The sequence below is a fragment of the Algoriphagus sp. CAU 1675 genome (assembly GCF_029222925.1).
Classification (GTDB): domain Bacteria; phylum Bacteroidota; class Bacteroidia; order Cytophagales; family Cyclobacteriaceae; genus Algoriphagus.
The window spans coordinates 262458-283035 of sequence record NZ_JARHUI010000005.1 but is presented as its reverse complement, the minus strand read 5'-3'; the positions used below and the strand labels follow the sequence as shown (position 1 = coordinate 283035).

16 protein-coding genes are annotated in these 20578 nt (G+C 41.4%); 10 read left to right on the top strand and 6 right to left on the bottom strand.

Features of this window, described 5'->3' with window-relative positions:
- Window positions 1-16: 16 nt before the first annotated feature.
- The 3 genes from P2G54_RS13565 to hemW form a co-directional block, all read right to left on the bottom strand.
- Entirely contained in the window at window positions 17-2080 is a 2064-nt protein-coding gene (locus P2G54_RS13565; protein WP_275872014.1) for a GAF domain-containing SpoIIE family protein phosphatase, read from the bottom strand.
- 103 nt (window positions 2081-2183) lie between these two features.
- On the bottom strand, window positions 2184-2495 hold the full coding sequence (locus P2G54_RS13560; protein WP_275872013.1) for a DUF721 domain-containing protein: 312 nt from the start codon (window positions 2493-2495) through the stop codon (window positions 2184-2186).
- 7 nt (window positions 2496-2502) lie between these two features.
- Complete coding sequence (gene hemW / locus P2G54_RS13555) at window positions 2503-3693, bottom strand: radical SAM family heme chaperone HemW (protein WP_345795476.1); 1191 nt, start codon at window positions 3691-3693, stop codon at window positions 2503-2505.
- Here hemW and P2G54_RS13550 point away from each other — a divergent pair.
- The 8 genes from P2G54_RS13550 (at window position 3671) to gldN (ending at window position 12955) form a co-directional block, all read left to right on the top strand.
- On the top strand, window positions 3671-5374 hold the full coding sequence (locus tag P2G54_RS13550) for a BamA/TamA family outer membrane protein (protein WP_275872011.1): 1704 nt from the start codon (window positions 3671-3673) through the stop codon (window positions 5372-5374). The two genes, hemW and P2G54_RS13550, sit on opposite strands and share 23 nt — an antisense overlap.
- 63 nt (window positions 5375-5437) lie before the next feature.
- Window positions 5438-6493 (top strand): DUF4271 domain-containing protein, encoded by a 1056-nt coding sequence (locus P2G54_RS13545; protein WP_275872009.1) that lies wholly within the window; start codon window positions 5438-5440, stop codon window positions 6491-6493.
- Between the two features lie 27 nt (window positions 6494-6520).
- Complete coding sequence (locus P2G54_RS13540) at window positions 6521-7294, top strand: uroporphyrinogen-III synthase (RefSeq protein WP_275872008.1); 774 nt, start codon at window positions 6521-6523, stop codon at window positions 7292-7294.
- Window positions 7295-7369: 75 nt separating this feature from the next.
- Window positions 7370-8347 carry a type IX secretion system membrane protein PorP/SprF gene (locus tag P2G54_RS13535; protein WP_275872006.1) on the top strand — a complete coding sequence of 326 codons (978 nt, stop codon included), beginning with the start codon at window positions 7370-7372 and terminating at the stop codon, window positions 8345-8347.
- Window positions 8348-8515: 168 nt separating this feature from the next.
- Entirely contained in the window at window positions 8516-9610 is a 1095-nt protein-coding gene (gldK, locus tag P2G54_RS13530; RefSeq protein ID WP_275872004.1) for a gliding motility lipoprotein GldK, read from the top strand.
- Between the two features lie 46 nt (window positions 9611-9656).
- Complete coding sequence (gldL, locus tag P2G54_RS13525; RefSeq protein WP_275872003.1) at window positions 9657-10454, top strand: gliding motility protein GldL; 798 nt, start codon at window positions 9657-9659, stop codon at window positions 10452-10454.
- Between the two features lie 38 nt (window positions 10455-10492).
- Window positions 10493-12106, top strand: a complete 1614-nt coding sequence (gldM, locus tag P2G54_RS13520; RefSeq protein WP_275872001.1) for a gliding motility protein GldM — start codon at window positions 10493-10495, stop codon at window positions 12104-12106.
- A 30-nt stretch (window positions 12107-12136) separates the two neighbouring features.
- Window positions 12137-12955, top strand: coding sequence for a gliding motility protein GldN (gldN, locus tag P2G54_RS13515; protein ID WP_275871999.1), 819 nt, complete (start codon window positions 12137-12139; stop codon window positions 12953-12955).
- A gap of 16 nt (window positions 12956-12971) precedes the next feature.
- On the opposite strand, the gene uvrC is transcribed toward gldN, so the two are convergent.
- The 3 genes from uvrC to P2G54_RS13500 all read right to left on the bottom strand — a co-directional run bounded on the left by uvrC (window position 12972) and on the right by P2G54_RS13500 (window position 19771).
- Complete coding sequence (gene uvrC, locus P2G54_RS13510; RefSeq protein WP_275871998.1) at window positions 12972-14777, bottom strand: excinuclease ABC subunit UvrC; 1806 nt, start codon at window positions 14775-14777, stop codon at window positions 12972-12974.
- A gap of 64 nt (window positions 14778-14841) precedes the next feature.
- Window positions 14842-17148, bottom strand: a complete 2307-nt coding sequence (locus P2G54_RS13505) for a transglycosylase domain-containing protein (protein ID WP_275871996.1) — start codon at window positions 17146-17148, stop codon at window positions 14842-14844.
- Window positions 17141-19771, bottom strand: coding sequence for a tetratricopeptide repeat protein (locus P2G54_RS13500; RefSeq protein WP_275871994.1), 2631 nt, complete (start codon window positions 19769-19771; stop codon window positions 17141-17143). The genes P2G54_RS13505 and P2G54_RS13500 overlap by 8 nt, the downstream gene beginning before the upstream one ends.
- A 144-nt stretch (window positions 19772-19915) precedes the next feature.
- On the opposite strand from P2G54_RS13500, the gene P2G54_RS13495 reads away from it, so the two are divergent.
- Window positions 19916-20149, top strand: coding sequence for an AtpZ/AtpI family protein (locus tag P2G54_RS13495; protein ID WP_275871992.1), 234 nt, complete (start codon window positions 19916-19918; stop codon window positions 20147-20149).
- 45 nt (window positions 20150-20194) lie between these two features.
- Entirely contained in the window at window positions 20195-20578 is a 384-nt protein-coding gene (locus tag P2G54_RS13490) for a hypothetical protein (RefSeq protein WP_275871990.1), read from the top strand.

Here is a 20578-nt window from a genome sequence, read left to right as displayed (position 1 = left end):
GTTTCATGTTTTGCACTTAGGTGAATTTCACAACCATCAGTGAATAATCATCATCTATCATTCCATCCCCACCCACAAATTCGTGTAGGGAATCAATCAGTTTCAATTGGATTTCTTTGGGACTGAGTTGGCTGTGGGCTTCCACAATGGATTGGATTAATCCTGTTCCAAACTGCTGGGAATTCTGGTTTTTGGCTTCCACTATCCCATCGGTATACAGTACCAAAATATCTCCTGACTGATATGAAAACGTCATTTCTTCAACGTGGTTTTCATATTGCATGTTTCTTAAAATACCTAAGCCCAGTCCATCAGGCATCAAAAACTCCGCCTTCCCACTGAGGTGATGATGGAGAAGGGTAGGCAAATGCCCAGCTCTGGAGTGACAAATGGTTTGTTCTTTGGTATTGATAATAAATATGGAGGCAGTAATAAAGTGGTTTTTTTCCAGGCATCTGCTCAATGCTGAGTTGGCCTGTATCATAAACTCTCCAGGGGAAAGTCCAAGCTGGATCAAGCTTTGGAATATCCCTTTCATCTGGGACATATGAAAGGCAGCTGAGGTTCCCTTTCCTGAAACATCCCCCATTACTAGGACAAAACGATCTTCATCCAATTGATAGGTGTCGTAATAATCCCCTCCAACCTCATCGGCAGCGTTGGAATAGGCTGTGATTTCGAAAGCCTTATTATGGTCCAGCCGGGTTGGGAGCAGTGATTTCTGAACTCTTTGGGCAATCTTTAGCTCTTCCTGGTAGCGTTCGTTTTGAATGGCCTGGTTGAGAAGGCGGTGGTTTTCCACTGCAATACATGCCTGCCGGACGAAGGTGCTAATGATGTTGGTCATCTCTTTATTGAATCCCTCTTTTACCTCCTTGCAGAGGATCATTTTCCCAATTATCTCTTTATTGACCACCAAGGGAGCAATTAGCGCTGATTCAAATTTGGGATGAGCTAGACGGATTGCCAAAAGGCCAAGGTTTTCAGGCTTTTCTTCACTTTCCCATTCGGTCACCTGTTTATGGGAATTAATTACTTTCCTCAATTCTTCCAAGGTATCCTGTTCCAAAAAGCGCAAATTAGAAATTTCAGTATGGGAGCTTTCATGCTGCAGTTCAAGCCATGCCCCGTCGGCATACGATGCACTCATACAGGAATCCACCAAAATATCCAAAACCTGCTCCTCGCTCTCTTCAGGTTTGATAGACTGACTAAGCCTCTGAAAGTTGATAGCTTCGGTCAGCTTCTGCTCAAATACGGAAGAAGTGGGTAGGTTGAAAAGCGTGACCAAAAAACTAAACAGAGCATAGACAAATACAAATACAAAGAGGATAATCAGGAAAAGATTGTCCATCAGATTGACCGGATAGGTCTGTTGCTGGCTGCTGTAGGAAAATGTCTGAATAAAAAGGAATCCCGTGCTCAGCAATATCAGAAAGAGGAAAAGAAGAGACTTCCATTTTTCTTTGAAAGTCAGATAAGGAATCCATTTCAGATTAGCAGATAGGATTAGGCCCAGTCCCGAAAGCAAGACCATTCCGAAAATAAAGCTATAATCAAAGGTGTTCTGATTGAAAAAAATAAAGAACATGGCCAGTAGCTGGGCAAATTCAAAGGTTTGCCACTGCTTGACCACTTTCTTGCTTCTTTGATAGAGTATAAGGTTTTTCCATAATATACTCGCAGAAATCAGAAAGGCTGTTACGAGGGCAAAATGAATGTGGTAGAAGAAGTTTTTCAAAAAAGGCTCTTGACCTAATTTACTGTCGCCCAGTACCTGATAGAAAAGATCGATTAGGATCATACTCCCAGAAGCAAATATTCCCGTGGAAGCTGCTCGCCAAATGAGATTTAGAAAATCATTTTGGGTGTTTCTGCTAATGGAATAGTTGTAGAACCAATAGACAGTAAGGAAAAATAGAATCTCAAGAATCCAGGTGAATTCTTGGGCGATTCCAGAGTCAATTTCATTGATGGTGCCAAAAAGCCTAACCAAGTCCACAAACAGCAAGGCCAGCCAGACAAGTATGGCCAGTAAAAAGCTGAGCTTTCCGATATTTAGGTTGGGCAGTTTCGGCATGGATTTACTCCCCCAATATTACTCAAAGGGAATGGAAAATGTGGCTAATGAACTAGATACCTAACTTGAGCTTTGTTAAAAATTACAAAAAGAGAAGGAATACTCACAGACAAATAAGTTCACTTACTATCCCTTCACCGACTTTTTCTTCTATAAGCCTGAGTATTTTACTCTTATTCATCTGTATTTCTCTCTTGACTGGGCCAGATGTCAATTTCACATAGAGCTTTTTATCTCGGATGAAAACAGATTCAGTACGGTCAGCAATAGTTTTTCCCACCAACTCTTTCCATTCGTGAATCAGTGATTTTTCCCGAAATTTTCCCTCCAGACGGTAAGCTTTCAAAAGCTCATTGAATGCTTCTTCTAAGGGTGCAGCTTCCTTTTTTCTACCGTTATTACTACCGTTGTACATTTTAAATTTAAATGAAAAGGGCCTCTGCGATGCTATCGGCAAGGATCTTTCCGGATTTGCTCAAAGATAGGTTTTTATCTTTCCAAATCAGCCAACCTTCGGAGCCCATTTGTTCTATCTCCCGCTTTTTCAAATCAAAAAGATCTGTCTTAAAATCCTCTCGGATCAAATCCAGGTCTATTCCCCAACTGGTCCTCAACCCGGTTAGAATGTATTCATTTAGCAGATCGGATTCACTCAACTCTTCGGTTTCAAATGGCAATTGACCGGTTTGAATATGCTTGAGATAGAGTGCATTGTTGGCTATGTTAAATCCTCTTTTTTTTCCGTCGAAGGAATGAGCTCCGGGTCCCAAACCCAGATAGGAAACTCTTTTCCAATAATTAGTATTGTGAATGGCATATTGTCCGGGCTTGGCAAAATTTGAAATTTCATATTGCTCGTAGCCAAATGCCTCTGTTTTTTCCTGTAAAATCTCGAATTGCTCAGCAACAAAATCCTCATCCGCAGGTTGAAACTTCCCTTTTTGACTCCAATTGCCCAGTGCGGTTCTAGGCTCCACTGTTAGAGAATAACAGGATAGATGGCTGGGGTCGAGTTTCAAGGCGGTTTCCAAATCTTTGTTCCAAAGGGAATGATCGGAATAGGGAAACCCGTAAATCAGGTCTATGCTGAATTTTTCAAAGCCTGCTTTTCTTGCTTTCTCGATAGCCTGAAGGGATTCCTTTGAATTATGAGCCCTGTTATAAAAACGAAGGACCTTATCGTCGAAACTCTGAATTCCAAGGCTTAGCCTATCTATTCCTAATGCTTTCCATGCTTCAAGCTTTTCTTGACTCAGATCATCCGGATTGGCCTCCAGAGTGACTTCAATGGGGGAGCTTTTAAACAGGGATTTGGCTTTTTCGAGAATCAAACCAATTTGTTCGGCATCGGGTAGAGAAGGGGTCCCTCCTCCGAAATAAATGGTTTCAATGGCCTCTCCATTCAAATAATCTTTCCTCATTTCCATTTCTTCCACAATAGAAAGAACCATTTCTTCTAGACGGGAGGTATTCGTGCTAAAGTGAAAATCACAGTAATGGCATGCCTGCTTGCAAAATGGAATATGGATGTAGATGCCTGCCAATTCGAATTCTTTTAATTTGCAAATATAATCTTTCCCAGTCCTGACATTGAAAAACTTCTTTTGGTTCATTCAGATTGCAATTCTTGCACTTGGCAATACGGCCTTTGCTCAGGACTCTGTTTGGTTAAGTGTAAAAGAAAATGGACAGGAGGAGCAAAGGGAATGGCAGGAGTTCAAGGATTTTGAAAAAGGGGAAAGATTTCTTGATTCACTTTTGAAAGATTACCAGTTGAAGGGATTTCCGGGAGCATTCTTTGACAGGATGAACATTGGAAAAGATTCCGTTTTGATTTTGGTCAAAACGGGTCCAAAAATCCAAAATGTAATCCTACGCAAAGGGAATGTTCCACAAGGCTTTTTGAATCAGGATTTTCCTTTGGTCCTTTCTTGGAATGAACTCAATTCGGTGTTAGGGCAGGTATTGAATCAGGCAGAAAATGAAGGATATCCCTTTGCAACGGTCAAACTGGATAGTATTTCCAGAGAGGAGGGAAGCCTGGATGCTTCAATGGCCTTTGATTGGGGGCCGATGATTCTTTGGGATAGTCTGAAGCTTGGAGATGGAAGCAAAACAGCACCGGTATACGCCCAATTGCTTTCAGGCTTGGGTCCCGGGGACCCTTTTTCTCAGAAAGATCTGGATTTGGCGGAGCGGAATCTCCGAAGATCTAATTATTTCAGGCTTAACGGGACTCCGGAATTGTATTTTCGCCAGAAAAAGGCCCAACCAATTTTCAACCTTATCGAAAGGAATGCCAATGTATTGGATGGTGTGATAGGAGTTCTTCCCAATGAAAATGAACCCGGAAAAGTTCTTTTTACAGGGCAATTTGATCTTGAGTTGAGGCATTTAGGAGGAAGAGGAAGAGATGTGGAGGTACATTGGCAGCGATTCAATCCCCTTACTCAAAACCTCAGCCTCAAGCTAAAGGAATCCTTTGTATTCAACTCATTATTGGATGTTTCTGCGGATTTTTCCCTTCTTAAGCAAGACAGCAGCTTTTTGAACCGTGTTTTCGGAATTGATTTTGCGTTTCGTGCCAATCCTCATTTGTATTTCCGTTTTTTCAACAGGAGGCAGGCTAGTGATTTGATTTCCACTTTGGCTTATAAAAATGCCGAGACTTTGCCCGATCTGGCTGATTTCAGGTGGAATCAGTTTGGGGTATCCATGGATATGAATTTGTTGGACGATCCTGTTTTTCCGAGAAGGGGGGCTCGGTTTGTGGGCGAGTTTTCTGCGGGCAACAAACGTATTTTGCAAAATACGGGAATTCCTGAGTCTGTTTATTCAGGTATAGACCTTAAGACTCCCCAGTATATGGGGAAAATTAGTGCAGAACAACACGTGTTTCTAAAGCCTCATTGGGGGGTATTTTTGGGTGCATTTGCGGGTTGGATAGAGAACAAGAACCTTTTGGTAAATGACCTGTTTCGTCTTGGTGGATTGAAGAGTATCCGCGGATTCAACGAAAACTATTTTTATGCAGGGAGATATATGTATTTGAATTTCGAACAGAGGCTTTTTTTTGGGAATGACTCGTATCTCCTGGTTTTTGCTGATGCGGGCATCTTAGAAAACCCTTATTTTGCAAATGAAATGGAAAAGCCAGTGGCTTTGGGAACTGGGATTAATCTTGAAACCGGTAATGGAGTGTTTAGATTTATCTACGCTGTTGGCAAATCCCAGGAACAGCCCCTGTCTCTTTCTTTGTCGAAAATTCATTTTGGGTATCTAGCGAGATTCTGATTTATGCGATTTTGTGTCCGGTTTGTGATTGTTTACTTGATGTTTTTAAGTACCATACCCACTATGGCCCAGGTAGTAGAAGATTGGTCCGATAGATGGCAGCAACCCAACTCTAAAGATTTTTTCTACTCCAATGACCGGATAAGCGTAGAGTTGGATCTCAATACCTTTCCTCTTTCCTACCTTCAACTCAAGGTTCCTGCGGAGACAGTGGTTTTCAGCGGAGAGAAACTTTGGTTTCATGCCAAAGCAGATACAGTATTATTTAGGAAAGTGCAGGAGCTTTCCCAAGAGTTAGAAAGTGGAGAAATTCTGCTGACCTTATTCAAGGAGGGAATTTCCCGAGATGAAGTTATTTTGAAAAAAGTATTGGGAAAGATACAGGAGGAAGGAGTTCGGGACAGTGATGAATCTTTGTTTTTGGTCAGAGATGTTTTGCCCCAAAATCTTCGCGACTTTTTTGTGGTTGCAATATTGGTGATTTTATTGATTTTGGCACTTTACAAACTTGCCCACCCGTACCTTTTTGAGGTGATGGCAAAACCTCAGAATATTCTGAATGCGGAAGATTTTTCAGAGACCGGGAGTTTGCAGAAATTCTTTTCTCTGGATGTCCTACTATTTGTCTTGCTGGTCAATATGATTCTTGCCTTGGCATTTACAGTAGGGTTGGCGATTTTTCATGAAGAGGAGCTTTCAGCTTTGATTGGGCTGGATTTTTCAGGTTTAATGTTGCTCTGGGGGATTGGCTCTTTAGGCTTGTTGTTGTTGACTGTGTTTAAGTTTATTGGGATTCGGGTTATTGCTTATTTATTTGACTTGGCCAAGCTGGAATTTGCACATTTTTTCTACTTGCTGAGACTGATAGCGTTAGGCGGAGGAGTTTTGATCTTGGTTTTGGCCTTTTATCTGGTTAATGATTTTCAGGGGATGCGTAGGGTGCTTGAAGTTTCTTTTTTAAGCTTATTCTGGGTATATCTTTTTGGGGTTGCTGCCTTAATGTTAATAATGATGAATAGGCTTAGCTTTAAGAAATACCATTTATTTACTTACCTTTGCATCGCCGAATTAGTGCCTTTTTTGATTCTATCGAAATGGATCATGGAATTAGGTCAATAAGTCAAACTTTAAAAGGATTGAACAAGCATGAGTGCAGCTATCAAGGATAGGTTTAAGCCAGTCAAAAGTATTCTTGTCTCCCAACCGAAGCCAAGTGATGTAAATTCCCCATATTTTCAGCTTGCAGAAAAATACAATCTCAAGATCGATTTTAGACAATTTATAAAGGTGGAGCCTGTACCACCCAAGGAATTTAGAAAGCAAAAAATTGACATATTAAAGCATACCGCAATTATTTTTACAAGTCGGAATGCGATTGATCATTTTTTTGCGATCTGTAAGGAGTTTAAGATTGAGATGCCAGCCGATATGAAATACTTCTGTATTTCAGACCAAACGGCCCATTACCTTCAGAAATACATTGTTATTCGGAAGAGAAAGCTTTTCGTAGGGCAAAAAACTGCTGAGGATTTGTTTGATTATTTCAAAAAGCATAAGTCCGAGAAATATTTGTTCCCTTGTTCCGATATCAGAAAGGATGATATTCCTGATTACATGAATAAAAACGGGATTGCATTTACAGAAGCTATTATTTACCATACCGTTGCGGCAGATCTATCTGACTTGGCAGATGTTAAATATGATATCCTTGCTTTCTATAGTCCTTCTGGGATAAAGTCCCTGAAACAAAATTTCCCTGATTTTGAGCAGGGTAATACTAGGATTGCAGCTTTTGGCCCCACCACTGCCCAGGCAGTCAGGGAAATGGGATTGATTTTGGATATTGAAGCTCCGCTTCCGAATGCACCAAGTATGACTGGAGCTTTGGAACTTTATATCAAAAAGGCCAATAATTTGTAATTCTTAGAATCAAAACCTGTGGTTTTTCAGTTTAAATTCTTACAATAGTTATAAATCTGGCTAAACCACAATAAAATGATTCAAAGCTTTCGTTGGAAGTACTTTTTTGGGGGCCTATCCTTTCTTTTCTTTTTTATCGGAAGGGAGGTAAAAGCCCAACAGGATGCCCAGTTTACCCAGTATATGTATAATGGCATGTACTATAATCCAGCATTTGCTGGGAAAGACGTAGGCTTGCGGTTTTCTGCATTGCATCGTAGCCAATGGGCTGGATATACTACTTCAACAGGATCCGGGGGGGCTCCTACTACCCAATTATTAACTGCACAGGGTAGATTGGAAGGGAAAAATACGGGGTATGGCCTCACTGTTGTCAATGATCAGATTGGCCCCTCGAGTAACCTGGAAGTCAACCTTCAGGGTGCTTTCCACAAAAAACTAAAGAGAACTACTTTTAGTGTAGGTGCATATGCAGGTATGTTTTCCTCATCAATAAACTATGGAGAACTCGTGGTGGTCAATCCTGAACCTAATCTACCTACCACCGGAAGGGAGAATTCCATGAATTTGAACTTTGGTTTTGGTATTTTGGCTGATCGAGGGGACTTTTATGTAGGCTTAAGTAGCAGGCATGTAAATGAACCTGATTTTGATTTTGGAGAGGGGGAATATGGAAATCAGCTGAAAAACCACTCCTATTTGCTTTTTGGTTATAGATTACGTCCAATTGGACAACTGACAATTGAGCCTAGCTTCCTCCTAAAAACCGTTTCATTTAATAATTTTTCCTATGATGTTAGCGTTATGGTTTCCCATCAAAATAGAATTAGTGGGGGGCTTGCTTTTCGCGGTGAAGAGTCGGTTTCGTTACTGTTAGGATATTCCTTATTAAAGGATAACTCCCTGACCTTGGGATATGCTTTTGATTTGGTAGTTAGTGGATTAGATGCAAAGTCTCCGACCAGCCATGAATTGATGATGAGATATAAATTAATCACGGCAAAAAAAATGGTTGAAAGAGTGATCCAAAGAACTCCAAGATTCCGGTTTTGAGAATACAATTAATTTGTCTAAAAGGTCAATTGGCAATAAATAATTATAGAAAAAAGTGATTTTAAAATTGGCAGGTTATTTGCATAATTCCTTAAAATTCAGCTAAATTTCGAGCTTAGCGTAGTTTTTTAACTGGCCATTTATTTGATGATATAAAAAATGTGATTTATGTATAATAAATTTAATTTTCGCTTTACACCAATTTTATTAGGGTTGGTTTTAGTGACATTTCTACAAGGATGTGGACTTTTAAATAAGAAGGGTTCAGCCAGCGAAAAGTTAAATCGTAGAGGGGAAGTAACAGGGGTTCCCAAGCGGGTTGCATGGCAGCAAAATCTCCCGATTGAGATGGTTCCTGTAAAGGCCGGTACATTCTGGATGGGACAGTCCGATGAGGACATTGCTTTTACCCAATCCTCTATGAACAAGCAGATCACTATTTCTGAATTTTTTATGGATAAGTATGAGGTGTCCAATAATAAATACAGACAATTTTTAGAGTCAGTGAAAAGCGGCGAGTATGCAAACTCAACCCCAACCACTTTGAAGGATCCTCCTCAATTGAATTATGATGAATTGAGACCGGACACAACCGTTTGGACCAGCAGTTTTACTTTCCATTACGGTGATCCATTGATGGAGTTTTATTTTGATCATCCAGCTTTTGACAATTATCCTGTTGTAGGAGTAAGTTGGGAACAGGCAAAGAAATATGCTGAATGGAGAACATATTACCAAAATGCCAACGATGATGCCGAATTTGATGCTCCAAGCTTCCGACTTCCAACTGAAGCAGAATGGGAATATGCAGCAAAAGGAGGTAAGGATGTGGCCAAATACCCTTGGGGAGGTCCGTATCTAAAAAACAAGAGAGGTTGTCTGATGGCAAACTTCAAACCTGGTAGAGGAAACTACATTGATGATGGATTTGCTTACACTGCTCCAGTCGATGTGTTTTTTCCAAATGGATTCGGTTTGCATAATATGTCAGGTAATGTTGCCGAGTGGGTGATGGATGCCTATTCTACTACTTCCAGATCCTTGACTTGGGATTTGGATCCAGTATATAATGTGGAATCAGAGCCTAGAAAAGTTGTAAGAGGAGGTAGCTGGAAAGATATCGCTCATTACTTAGAGACCTCCACCAGAACCTATGAGTATCAAGATGTGGCTCAGGCACACATTGGTTTTAGAACCGTAATGACATTTATTGGTAGATCAGGATCAATGGATGTCGCTGCTTCCAAACGAAGAAGAAGATAAAATATACAAACCATAAAAAACCCTAACCTTAATTTTATTTTGACACATGGCTAGAAACAAATCATTTTCTGAAAAATTTTATTTTAATGTGATGCCAAAAATCTATGGCATCGGTGCGGCAGTCGTAATTCTTGGAGCGATGTTTAAAATCCTCGATTGGCAAGGAGCCAGTTTGATGATTGGTGTCGGACTAAGTACAGAAGCCTTGATCTTTTTTCTTTCTTCTTTTGAGCCAAAGCCACATGAAGTCGATTGGACAAAGGTTTATCCTGAGTTGGCAGATGAAGCTGCCCCAGCCAAAAGAGCTCCAAAAGCGGCTTCAGGCGAAAGTGTTTCGCAAAAACTTGACGATATGTTGGCCAATGCCAAAGTTGGTCCAGAATTGATCGAGAGTCTGGGCAAGGGTATGCAAAACCTAGCCAGTTCAGCCGAAAAAATGGGGAATCTTGCAGATGCGGCGGTAGCTACCAACGAATATGCTACTAATGTAAAAACTGCTGCAAAAACCCTTGTGGATATGAACGCCTCCTATGGCAAAACTGCTGCGGCCTTGACTGAAATGTCCACAGCTTCTCAAGATGCTAAAGAGTATCATACCCAGGTATTGGCAGTGACCAAGAATCTTTCCGCTTTGAATGCAGTATATGAAATGGAATTGCAGGATGCGAACAGTCATGTGAAGACCCTTAATAAATTCTATTCTAACATGACTTCGGCAATGGAAGGTCTCAGTGAAGCCGGTAAAGAAACAGAAGCATTCAAAAATGAGCTTGCCAAGCTTAATCAAAACGTAAGTTCACTCAATAAGATTTATGGTGGAATGCTCTCCGCTATGAAAGGTTAATTTCTCTTCAATCATTAAAAACCATTAGCTACTAAAAAATGGCAGGAGCAAAAGAGACACCTAGACAGCGGATGATCGGGATGATGTACCTAGTACTGACAGCTTTGCTGGCATTACAGGTAAGTAACCAGATCCTCCAGAAATTTGTATTGATCAATGATGGGTTAGAGAGAACTTCCCGAAATTATATCAATAAGAATGAGTCCACAGTAGAAAGTATAGAATATACCGTGGAGCAGCAGGGAAACAATGAAAAGGATGTTCCCAAGGTTGCAGCGGCGAAGGAAATTAGGACAGCGACTTCTGAGATCTACACTTATCTTGAAGAGCTGAAGCAAGCCTTGATCCAGCAGTCCAATGCGAGAAATGAGGAAGGGCAGTTTGTCAACGCAAGTTTGAAAAACACAGAAGTTCCTGGAAATATGTTCGCCAATAATGGCAAGGGTGAAGAAATGAAGCAAATGCTGAATGCTTACCCCGTAAAAGTTCAGGAGATTTTGAGTAAGGTTGGAATTACCAACGTTAGCTTTGAGGAAATAGCAAAAGATGCCAAGGATATTGAGTTGTTTGCTAATGATATGGAAGCTAGAAATAAGGATTTTGTGGCTTTGAACTTCGTAAAGTCTCCAGTTGGGGCAGTAATGGCTCTGATTTCCAGATATCAGAATGAAGTTTTGAACATAGAGAGTGAAGCTTTGACTTCAGTGGCCAATACTATTGGTTCCTTTTATTTCAAAGCAGATATCACTGAGGCTAAGATTTCAGCGGTTTCCAATGTGGTAGCAGCGGGTACCAAGTTTGAAGGTACTATGTTTATTGCCTCAAGTTCTTCTTCCGCAGTTCCTACCATGAATCTGGAAGGGGGATCTGTAACAGTTGATGAAAAAGGATTCGGTAGAATCGAATTTACTGCTACTCCAGCATCAGAGTATGACGATCGTGGATTAGCCAGAAGAGTTCTTAAGGGGGAGATCATTACTAATGTCGGGGGAGAAGATAAAGTTCTTCCTGTAGAATACGAGTACTTCGTTGCTCAGCCGGTCATCAAGGTTTCCTCAGAGGTTGTTCAGCAATTGTATGCTGATTGTGCCAATGATTTGTTGATCGAGGTGCCTGCTTTGGGTAATACCTATGCTCCTGATTTTTCAGTGAGCAATGGACAATCCATCAAAGGACAGAAACCTGGCCAGGTTACAATCATCCCGGGTGCTTCCGGAAAAGTAAATATTGGAGTCAGCAGTGGAGGAAATAGAATTGGTGAGGTGGTTTATGACATTAAGCCAGTCCCTGCCCCATCTATCGTCCCTGCGATGTCCAATGGATCTCCAGTTGACTTAAGTCAGGCACAAGCTATAGGGTCTTTGACCGGATTGAAGATTCAGGCAATTCCTGAGCCGACTTTCGGTAGAACTATGGCTAGAGATGCCAACTTTGAGGTTACTGGTGGAGAGGTAAGATTGTTGAGGAACGATGTTCCAAGACAAACTATCCAAATCACTAACGGAAATAACCTTGCAATGCGTCAATTGCTTGAAAGTGCTAGACAAGGTGATGATATCGTTGTTGTGGTGAATCAGGTGACCAGAACCAACTTTAGAGGAAACAAAATTCCTTCTACTTTGAATCAAATCATCCGAATTGGAGTGAAGTAATTCTTCGGTTTGGATCCAGAAAATATAATTATGAAAAATTTTCTTCAAAAACTGATCTTATCCGCTCTCGGCATCATTGCATTTTTGCCGTTTTCGAGTGAAGCTCAAGTGGCTGCCACTAGTGTTAGTCCTTCAGGATATGGTGATCGGCAGTTCCAGATGGATACGGTGTTTTCGATCAAAAAAATACGGGAAGATGACAAGATGTACCAGATCGGTGTATGGAGAAGAATCGACCTCAGAGAAAAATACAATAACCCTTTGTATGGATCCGGTGATGCCAGAACCAATGGAATCATCAGTTACCTCTACAAAGCCGTTGTTGAGGAAAATGCTCTGGAGGTATTTTATGATGAGGAATTCACACAACCTCTTTCTATTTCAGAATTCCAGGAGAATTTCTGGTTGAATGCAACAGGTGACAGTATTTTTGTCAAACAGTTGTATTACTTGGACTTTAAAGAGGACTTTGTTTTTGACAAGCATCACTCAGATATCGTATTTGATATCAAATACATTCATTTGGTAATGCCATCTGAAACCAACTCTAATGCTGGGCAAAAGACGATTGCCTACATCAGGTACAAGGATTTCTATAATTATTTTAAGGATCATCCTGAGGCTCGTTGGATCAATGTTAGAAATATTTCGAAAGACTTGACTTATGAGCAGGCTTTTGATGCTAGAATTTTCAGGTCGGTGGTACGGAAGTTTACCAATTTGGATGAAGCTTTGATTGCAGATATGGTCAAACCAGACCACCCTAATCCGGATATGCAGGCTTATTTGGATGCCTTAGCTTTCGAATACAAGTTATTAGAATTTGAAAATTCCTTATGGGAGTGGTAAAAATAAAGGGGCTTATTTAAGCCCCTTTATTTTTTTCTTTCCATTCCATAAGGCTTTTTGCCTTACTTCTGCCAATGACCTTTGCAATTTCATCTTCTGTCGCTTTACTTATTTTTTTAACGGATTTGAAGTGGCTCAGAAGTTTATTTGCGGTGTTTTCTCCAATTCCAGCAATTTCCGTAAGCTCTGTTCCAAAGGCATTTTTGCTACGAACTTTTCTATGAAAGGTGATTGCAAAGCGATGTGCTTCGTCTCGGATTCGTTGCAGTAAGCGAAGGCTTTCAGATTTTTTATCAATATGTATTGGATAGGAGTCTCCCGGAAAATAGATTTCTTCCAGCCTCTTCGCGATGCCTATGATGGGCATTTTCCCATAAATCCCCAGTTCTTTTAATGCTTCTACCGCAGAAGATAGCTGTCCCTTTCCTCCATCGATCACAATCAACTTGGGAAGGGGCTTTTCTTCCTCCAAGAGCCGCTTGTATCTTCGGGTCACGATCTCCTTCATACTGGCGAAGTCATTGGGCCCCTCGACAGTTTTGATGTGAAAATGGCGGTATTCTTTCACTGCTGGCTTTCCGTTAAGGAAACAAACCATACTGGCAACGGGGCTTGTTCCTTGGATGTTTGAGTTGTCAAAGCATTCTATGTGATCTGGGATTTCCGGTAGATTGAGGTCTTGTTGTAACTGACGGATTACTCTGTCTTTTTTGTCTTGGTTCAGTCCCTGCAAAAGCGCTTTTTCTTTTTTGAAGAATAGGGCATTTTTCACTGAAAGCTCCAGTAGTTTCTTTTTGTCCCCGATTTTTGGAGTTACCAAATTGAGTCCTTCAATAGGATTACTGATTTCGATGTTGACCAAAACTTCTGCCGCATCGCTTTGGAATTGATCCTGAAGACGGATTAAAGCAGTCAATAAAACCTCTTCATTGTCCTCATCCAGTTTCTTTTTTAATTCAACGTTTTTGGAAACAATCAAGGCCCCGTTTTTAACTCTCATGTAGTTGACAAATGCATATTTCTCCTCAGAAACTATACTGCAAATGTCCAGGTTTGTAATGTTGGGGTTGGCAATTAGAGATTTGGCCTGGTACTTTTCCAAAAGCTCCAGTTTTTCTTTCATCCTGTGTGCCTTTTCAAATTCCAGATTTTCCGCGAATGATTGCATCTGTTGTTTGAAATAGGACTTGGCAATACCCAGATTCCCTTTTAAAACATGTTTTGCGTGTTCCAAATCCTCCAGATAATTCTTCTCAGACTGTTTGCCTACGCATGGACCTTGGCAATTTCCTATATGATACTCCAGACAAACTTTGTATTTGCCCTCTGCGATTTTATATGGAGAAAGATCCAGTTTACAGGTTCTGATAGTAAACAATTCCCGAATAAGTTCCAGAACATTGTTCATGGCCTTGACACTTGCAAAGGGTCCGAAATACGTTCCCCGTTTTGGGATCATTTTACGAGTTGGAAAAATTCTTGGGAAGTTTTCCTTCGGGATTAGTAGATATGGGTAAGTTTTGTCATCCCTTAACAGGATGTTGTACTTGGGCTGGGATTTTTTGATGAGATTGTTTTCCAGAAGCAATGCATCAAACTCGGAATCTACCAGGGTAATTTCGATGCGCCTGATCTCTTTCACCATTCTTCTGGTTTTGAGATTGACACCGGTATTTTTATTGAAATAGCTACTTACCCTCTTTTTCAGACTTTTGGCTTTCCCCACATAGATGAGTTCATTGGCTTCATTGAAATACCTGTATACCCCTGGGTGGTCGGGTAGGTTGTTGTGTTCTTCCGGAAGAAATGATGAAGATTGCATTGGCCTAAAATTAAAAAAACAGCCCGGGATTCAGGCTGTTTTCAATTATTTTGAGAAGGATACTTTAGAAGTCGTTTTTCTTGGCATCATAGTCAAACTCGACCATTCGCTGGCTCTCTTTCTCATAGACATCACAATCTATTTCAATGCTTAGCGGTCGCTCAGGTCTTGGGAAAGGTCCCTTGGTATAGCCCAAGCTTTCGTCTGCATAAACCTTTTCCATGTATTTTACCCAGATAGGCCTTGCGGTTCTACCGCCTTGACCATCAATCCAACTTCTGAAGTGAATCGCTCTGTCGTCTCCACCGGTCCAGGCTCCAGAGACTAAATCCTTACTGATACCCATATACCATCCGTCTGAAGCATTTTGGGTAGTGCCGGTTTTACCTCCTAGTTCGTTTCCTTCTCGGAGAGACCAAAGGACTCCTTGGCTGGTTCCTGATTCTTCTTCAAATCCTCCTCGGAGCATATAGGTCATCAAGTAAGCATGCTCCTCGCTCATTGCAGGGCGTTTTTTAGGAGTAAACTGCTGGATCACATTGCCATTTTTATCCTCAATTCTATCAATATAAAATGGAGTGGTATATTCTCCTTTGTTGACAAAAGTCCCAAAAGCTCCCACCATCTCGAAAACGGAAACGTCATTAACCCCAAGAGCCAAAGCAGGAACTTCTTCAAGGTCACTGGTGACTCCCAGTCGTTTGGCAGTTTCAACCACGATTTTTGGGCTGAGTTTTTTCATCATGTAGGCCGTGACTGAGTTCACGGACTGAGCCATCGCCTTTCGGATGGTCATTTTCTCATAGGAAAATTTGCCGTCAGCGTTGGAAGGACTCCAAGCTGGTTGCCCCGGTATGTAAACTTCCACCGGCTGATCGATCACAGAATAGCAAGGGCTATAGCCGTTTTCTATGGCAGCGGCGTAGACAAATGGTTTGAAGGTAGATCCAGGCTGTCTCTTTCCCTGTTTGACGTGATCGAATTTGAAATACTTGTGGTCAATTCCCCCAACCCAAGCTTTGATATGCCCCGTGTGAGGATCCATACTCATAAATCCTGTTTGAAGGAATTTTTTGTAATACCTCAGAGAATCCATAGTACTCATTAAGGTATCGATTTCTCCTTTTTCCCATGAAAAGACCTTCATCCTTTTCTTTTCATTGAGTTTGATGTTGATGGAATCGACATCGTCTTTGTATTGGAGCTTCAGGAGCCTATAGGCTTCTGTTCTTTTTACTGCATCTTCTATGAAATTGGGGATGACCCGGTTTTCACTGTCAATCCAAGGGTCCCGATTCCCCATTTCCCTGTAGAATTTCTTTTGGAGCTCGGACATGTGCTCCGACACAGCTTCTTCAGCGTAGCGCTGCATTCTACTGTCAATGGTGGTGTAGATTTTCAAACCGTCACCGAAAAGGTCATAGGTACTGCCATCTGACTTGATATTTTCCTTTGTCCATCTTAGAAGATCAGCTTTGATCACTTCCCGGAAATAAGTAGCGAGTCCCTTGTTGTGGTTCGCTACATTGTAGTCAAGTTCTATAGGTAATTGGGATATGGAGTCGTATTCCGCCTTGGTCAGCTGATCATTCTTCACCATTTGATTCAGGACAGTGTTCCTTCTTCTTAGTGAGTTCTCAGGATTGTAAACAGGGCTATAATAAGTAGGAGCCTTAAAAAGACCTACCAAAACAGCTGCTTCTTGGACATTAAGCTCCGAAGGCTTCTTGTTGAAGAATGTCTCCGCTGCAGTTTTGATCCCGTAAGCATTGGAGCCAAACTCGGAGGTATTCAGATATAGCGTGAGAATTTCATTCTTGGTATAAGCTCTTTCAAGCTGGGTGGCTACAATCCATTCTTTAGTTTTGATGATCAGCATTCTCAAGCCCGGAACCGAACTGAGATATCCTTGGTTTGCATCAGTCCTCGTCTTGAAAAGATTTTTTGCAGTTTGCTGACTGAGAGTGGATCCCCCACCGGCACTTTGTCCCAAGAGGATGGATTTCACAAAAACCCGGATCATGGCGGTCATGTCAATACCTGAGTGATTTTCAAATCTCACATCCTCGGTAGAAATTAGAGCATTGACCAAATTGGGTGAAAGCTCATTGTAATTGACCGGGCTTCTGTTTTCCCGGTAATAAGTGCCCAGCAATACTCCATCCGCTGAATACAGCTCGGAGGCTACTTCACTTTCTGGATTCTCCAGTGCTTCAAAGTCAGGCAGTGGACCAAAGAGCCCTAGAAAATTGACACTGACCATCCACACGAAAAGGATGAATCCGAAGACTCCAGCTCCAAACAGAATCCAAAGATATTTAATGGTTTTTCGTGCCCAGGTTGCGGTTTCGGTTTTTGTTGCTTTACTCATTCGTTTTCAAATTAGCCTCAAAGAAGGCTCTGTATTCTTCAATGTTTTTGGTTCGGTTTAGTACCTGGAAGTTTTCTATAGAGATAAAGAATGCATTCTTTTTCACTTCTTCCGGAAGGCTATCGGACTCGAACTCTTCCATAAACTTATTATAATATTCTCTGGCCTTTTCGGCATTGTTAAATGGACTGATTATGAAGATTGCCGTCTCCCTGTTCATGTTCATGTTTCCTGTCCTAAGTCTAGCATTGGAGAAATTCCTGGTGTGGAAACTTTCCAATGCCCCTACTAATCCCTGTGCGGCTGCGGACTGGTCCGGAGTCATATGCAAAACAACAATATGAGTCTGACTTTCATCCAATTTGAATGGAGAGTCTATTAAAGGCACTCTGACTGCAGTCGAATCCGTAATTGGTTTCTGGACCGCTGTTGAATCAGTTGCTGGAGATTGTTGCGGATTCAGGTTTGCCAATTCTTCCTGAGACAACAGGGGCATCAGCATATTCCTTGCCAATTCCACCAAGGCCTCATCTTTTGAATTTTCAATATAGGTCTCCAGTCTTTCCCTGTACTTGGTTTTGGCTTCCGTTTTTCCCGTGATCATGATATCCAGCAACAACAATCGTTCTGTATTGCGGGTCAGGGGGAATTGTTCCAATGTAGTCTTGATTAGCTGTCTTGCAGCAGTATAATTACCTCCATAATAGTCATTGTATGCTTTTTCATAATTTTTGGAGGACTCCAAATAGGCCAGGTTTCCGGAGGCGGCGTCAGGGTTATTGACTGAGAATGTATACCTCGACTCCGGGAATTCACTGTTTAATCTTCCCACATATTGTTGAAAATTCCCATTCAACTCTTTTTGCCCCAGATAAAGTAGATAATAGGCTTCTGGTTTTTTGTTGCTGTTTGGATACTCCCGTACCAAAGTCTCAAGGTTATCTATGCTTTGCTCTGTTTCTTTCAGCTCAAAGTACAGCAGCTTGCCCAACTCAAAATAAGATTCTTCCAGTTCCAGGTTGATGCCGTTTAGGGCCTCCGGAGATCTTGGGATATTTGCCAATAGGCTTTCCAGACTCGGCAACTGATTCAAAGGATTGTTTTCTTCTTCCAAAGCGGTGGAATCAGACTCTGTTTCTTCAGGAGTTAGGGTTTGGTTTTGGAAAAGAACGGCACTTCTTCTCCAATTGTCCTGAAGAGGTCTGTTGCCCCAGGTGCGGTAAAAATCAATCGAGCCTTGCTGCATGGCCATCGCGTTGTCAAAATAAAAGGAAGAACCGCTTCCCCTGTCTGAAAATGCTAGGAGGTTGTCGAAAATACTGCTGCTTTTTGGTTTTTCTTTGGCCCGGGCTTCTTCAAGTAACCTTTCCTCCTCAGCCTCGATAAAATTCATCGCTACCAATTCCTGCTCCTCTTTTGATAATTTACTTAGTCTGAGCAGGCTGTCATTGGCCTGGATTCGCTCAAAATGAAAAACAAACTGGTCCAATGTGGTTTTTTGATCAGCAATCTCTAGAGCTACCGGATCATCTTCCTTTATAAAGGTCAAGGCACTGTCGAGGTAATATTTGGTAGCCCGGTAGTCCTGAAATTCATTCAGGTTGATTTGTGCGAGTTTTTGGTAGATGTAGCCTTTAAGTCTTGGATTACTGCCGGGCTCTTTGGCTGCCTGATGAAGGAGATCCAAGGTAAGCGGAAGGTCCCCCTGTTTTTCTTCGAACAGGGCCCTTTCGTATACGACTACATCTTTTAGGTCCTTGTTTTTAGGATCCTTGTAAAGGTCTTCGTAATAGTTTCGAACCTTTCTCAGGTCTTTTGAAGCGTTGAGCTCTGCCACTTGCTGGGCATATAACTGGGCATAAAAGCTGCGTTCATAGGGAGGGTTTCCCTCTTGAGCTTTTTTGTAAAAATCATATGCCAAAGCATCCAGTCCTTCTCTTTGATATCTTTGGGCCAAGATAAAATTGATTCGAGAGGCTTCTTTGGCATCTTTACTGTATTCTATTGCCTTGTCCAATGCGCCTATGACTCCGCTGCGGTCCGCTCTGTTTTCATAGTAATAGGCCAAGGTTCTATACAGTTCATATCGGTTCTCATCGCTGATCCCGCTTTCCTTGGATAAGTAATCGATGGTAAAGTTGGCTTTTTCGAATTCGCCCAAATCCACATATAGTTTCAAAAGGCTTACTAAAGCCTGATGCCTGAGTTCCTTGTCCTTGCTGTTGACATTAACATATTTAAAGGTGTTCTGGGCATCGTCGAAATGGGATTGCAGGTAATCGATTTTTCCTAATAGAAAATAGCTGTCATCTACCCATTTCGAAATTCGGTGCCATTCTATGGCTTTAGATGCTAATTCTCGGGCAGATTGTAGCTTTTCCGAATTGGCCTGAATGGTCGAGGAGTCATATGGAATGAAGACGGGAAGTATTTGTGTGTAGTCCTCCTTGAAATTCTTTTTGACTTCAGCTTCTACCTCCTTGATTTTGACATCCGCCAAATAATAAGCATTGTAGTGGGAGGTGAGGTTGTGAAATGCCCGGTTTGTGAAGGTGTTGCGTTCAGAGGAACAGGCTCCTGCTAAAAATAAGATGACCAGCGAAAGTCTTGAAAATTTGCTCATGAGTGGATTTGCCCAATTTCAATACCAAAATAGGGGATTTGGTGTACTTAGCGAACGAATAATAGGATGTATTATTTTCAAAATTGAATTTCCGGGGAATTCTCCCTCGTATTTTGGTAATTTTAAGAAAACTTCCACTTTCCGATGAGCGAGAAAATTCCCGAGAGGAAACAACAAAAATCCGGTCCTCCAGCGTTTGTCAAATACCTGGGCTTGTCTTTTCAATTGTTTGCTGTGATAGGAGCGGGGACATTTTTGGGTTGGTGGATACAGCAGAAGAGTGAGATGAAGTTCCCCTTGTGGCTCTTATTGTTTTGTTTTTTGTCCATTGTTCTGGCTTTTTATCAACTCTGGAAATCCATGCAGGAGGATGAATAGGCCCTTTTCAAAAATTAAGGTAATTTTGCAGTCAATTTCCTGACTATGAAGCTGACCAAAAATTTCCATTTTAAATTTCTGCTGCTTACCGGAGTGATTGTGCTGTTGGTTTACGGACTTCAGAATCTTTTGCCTCAGACCGTTCATGAAAAGATCTGGGCCATACTTAGTTTCCTCGCAATCATGTCTTATGGGGTAGGTTTTGTCACTTTGTGGCTCTATAAGAAATCTCCAGAAAATTTCCTGCAAGTCAAGCTTTTAGGTATGATTGTTAGAATTTTGGCCTCATTAGCTTTCATTACAGTGCTTGTATTAGGGGGTATGGAAAATATTATTTTGTTTATAGCTGATTTCTTTATCATTTTTTTGATCTATATGGTTTTTGATATATACTCCTTTATGTCTAACTTGCGCCCGATTTCGAAGTAG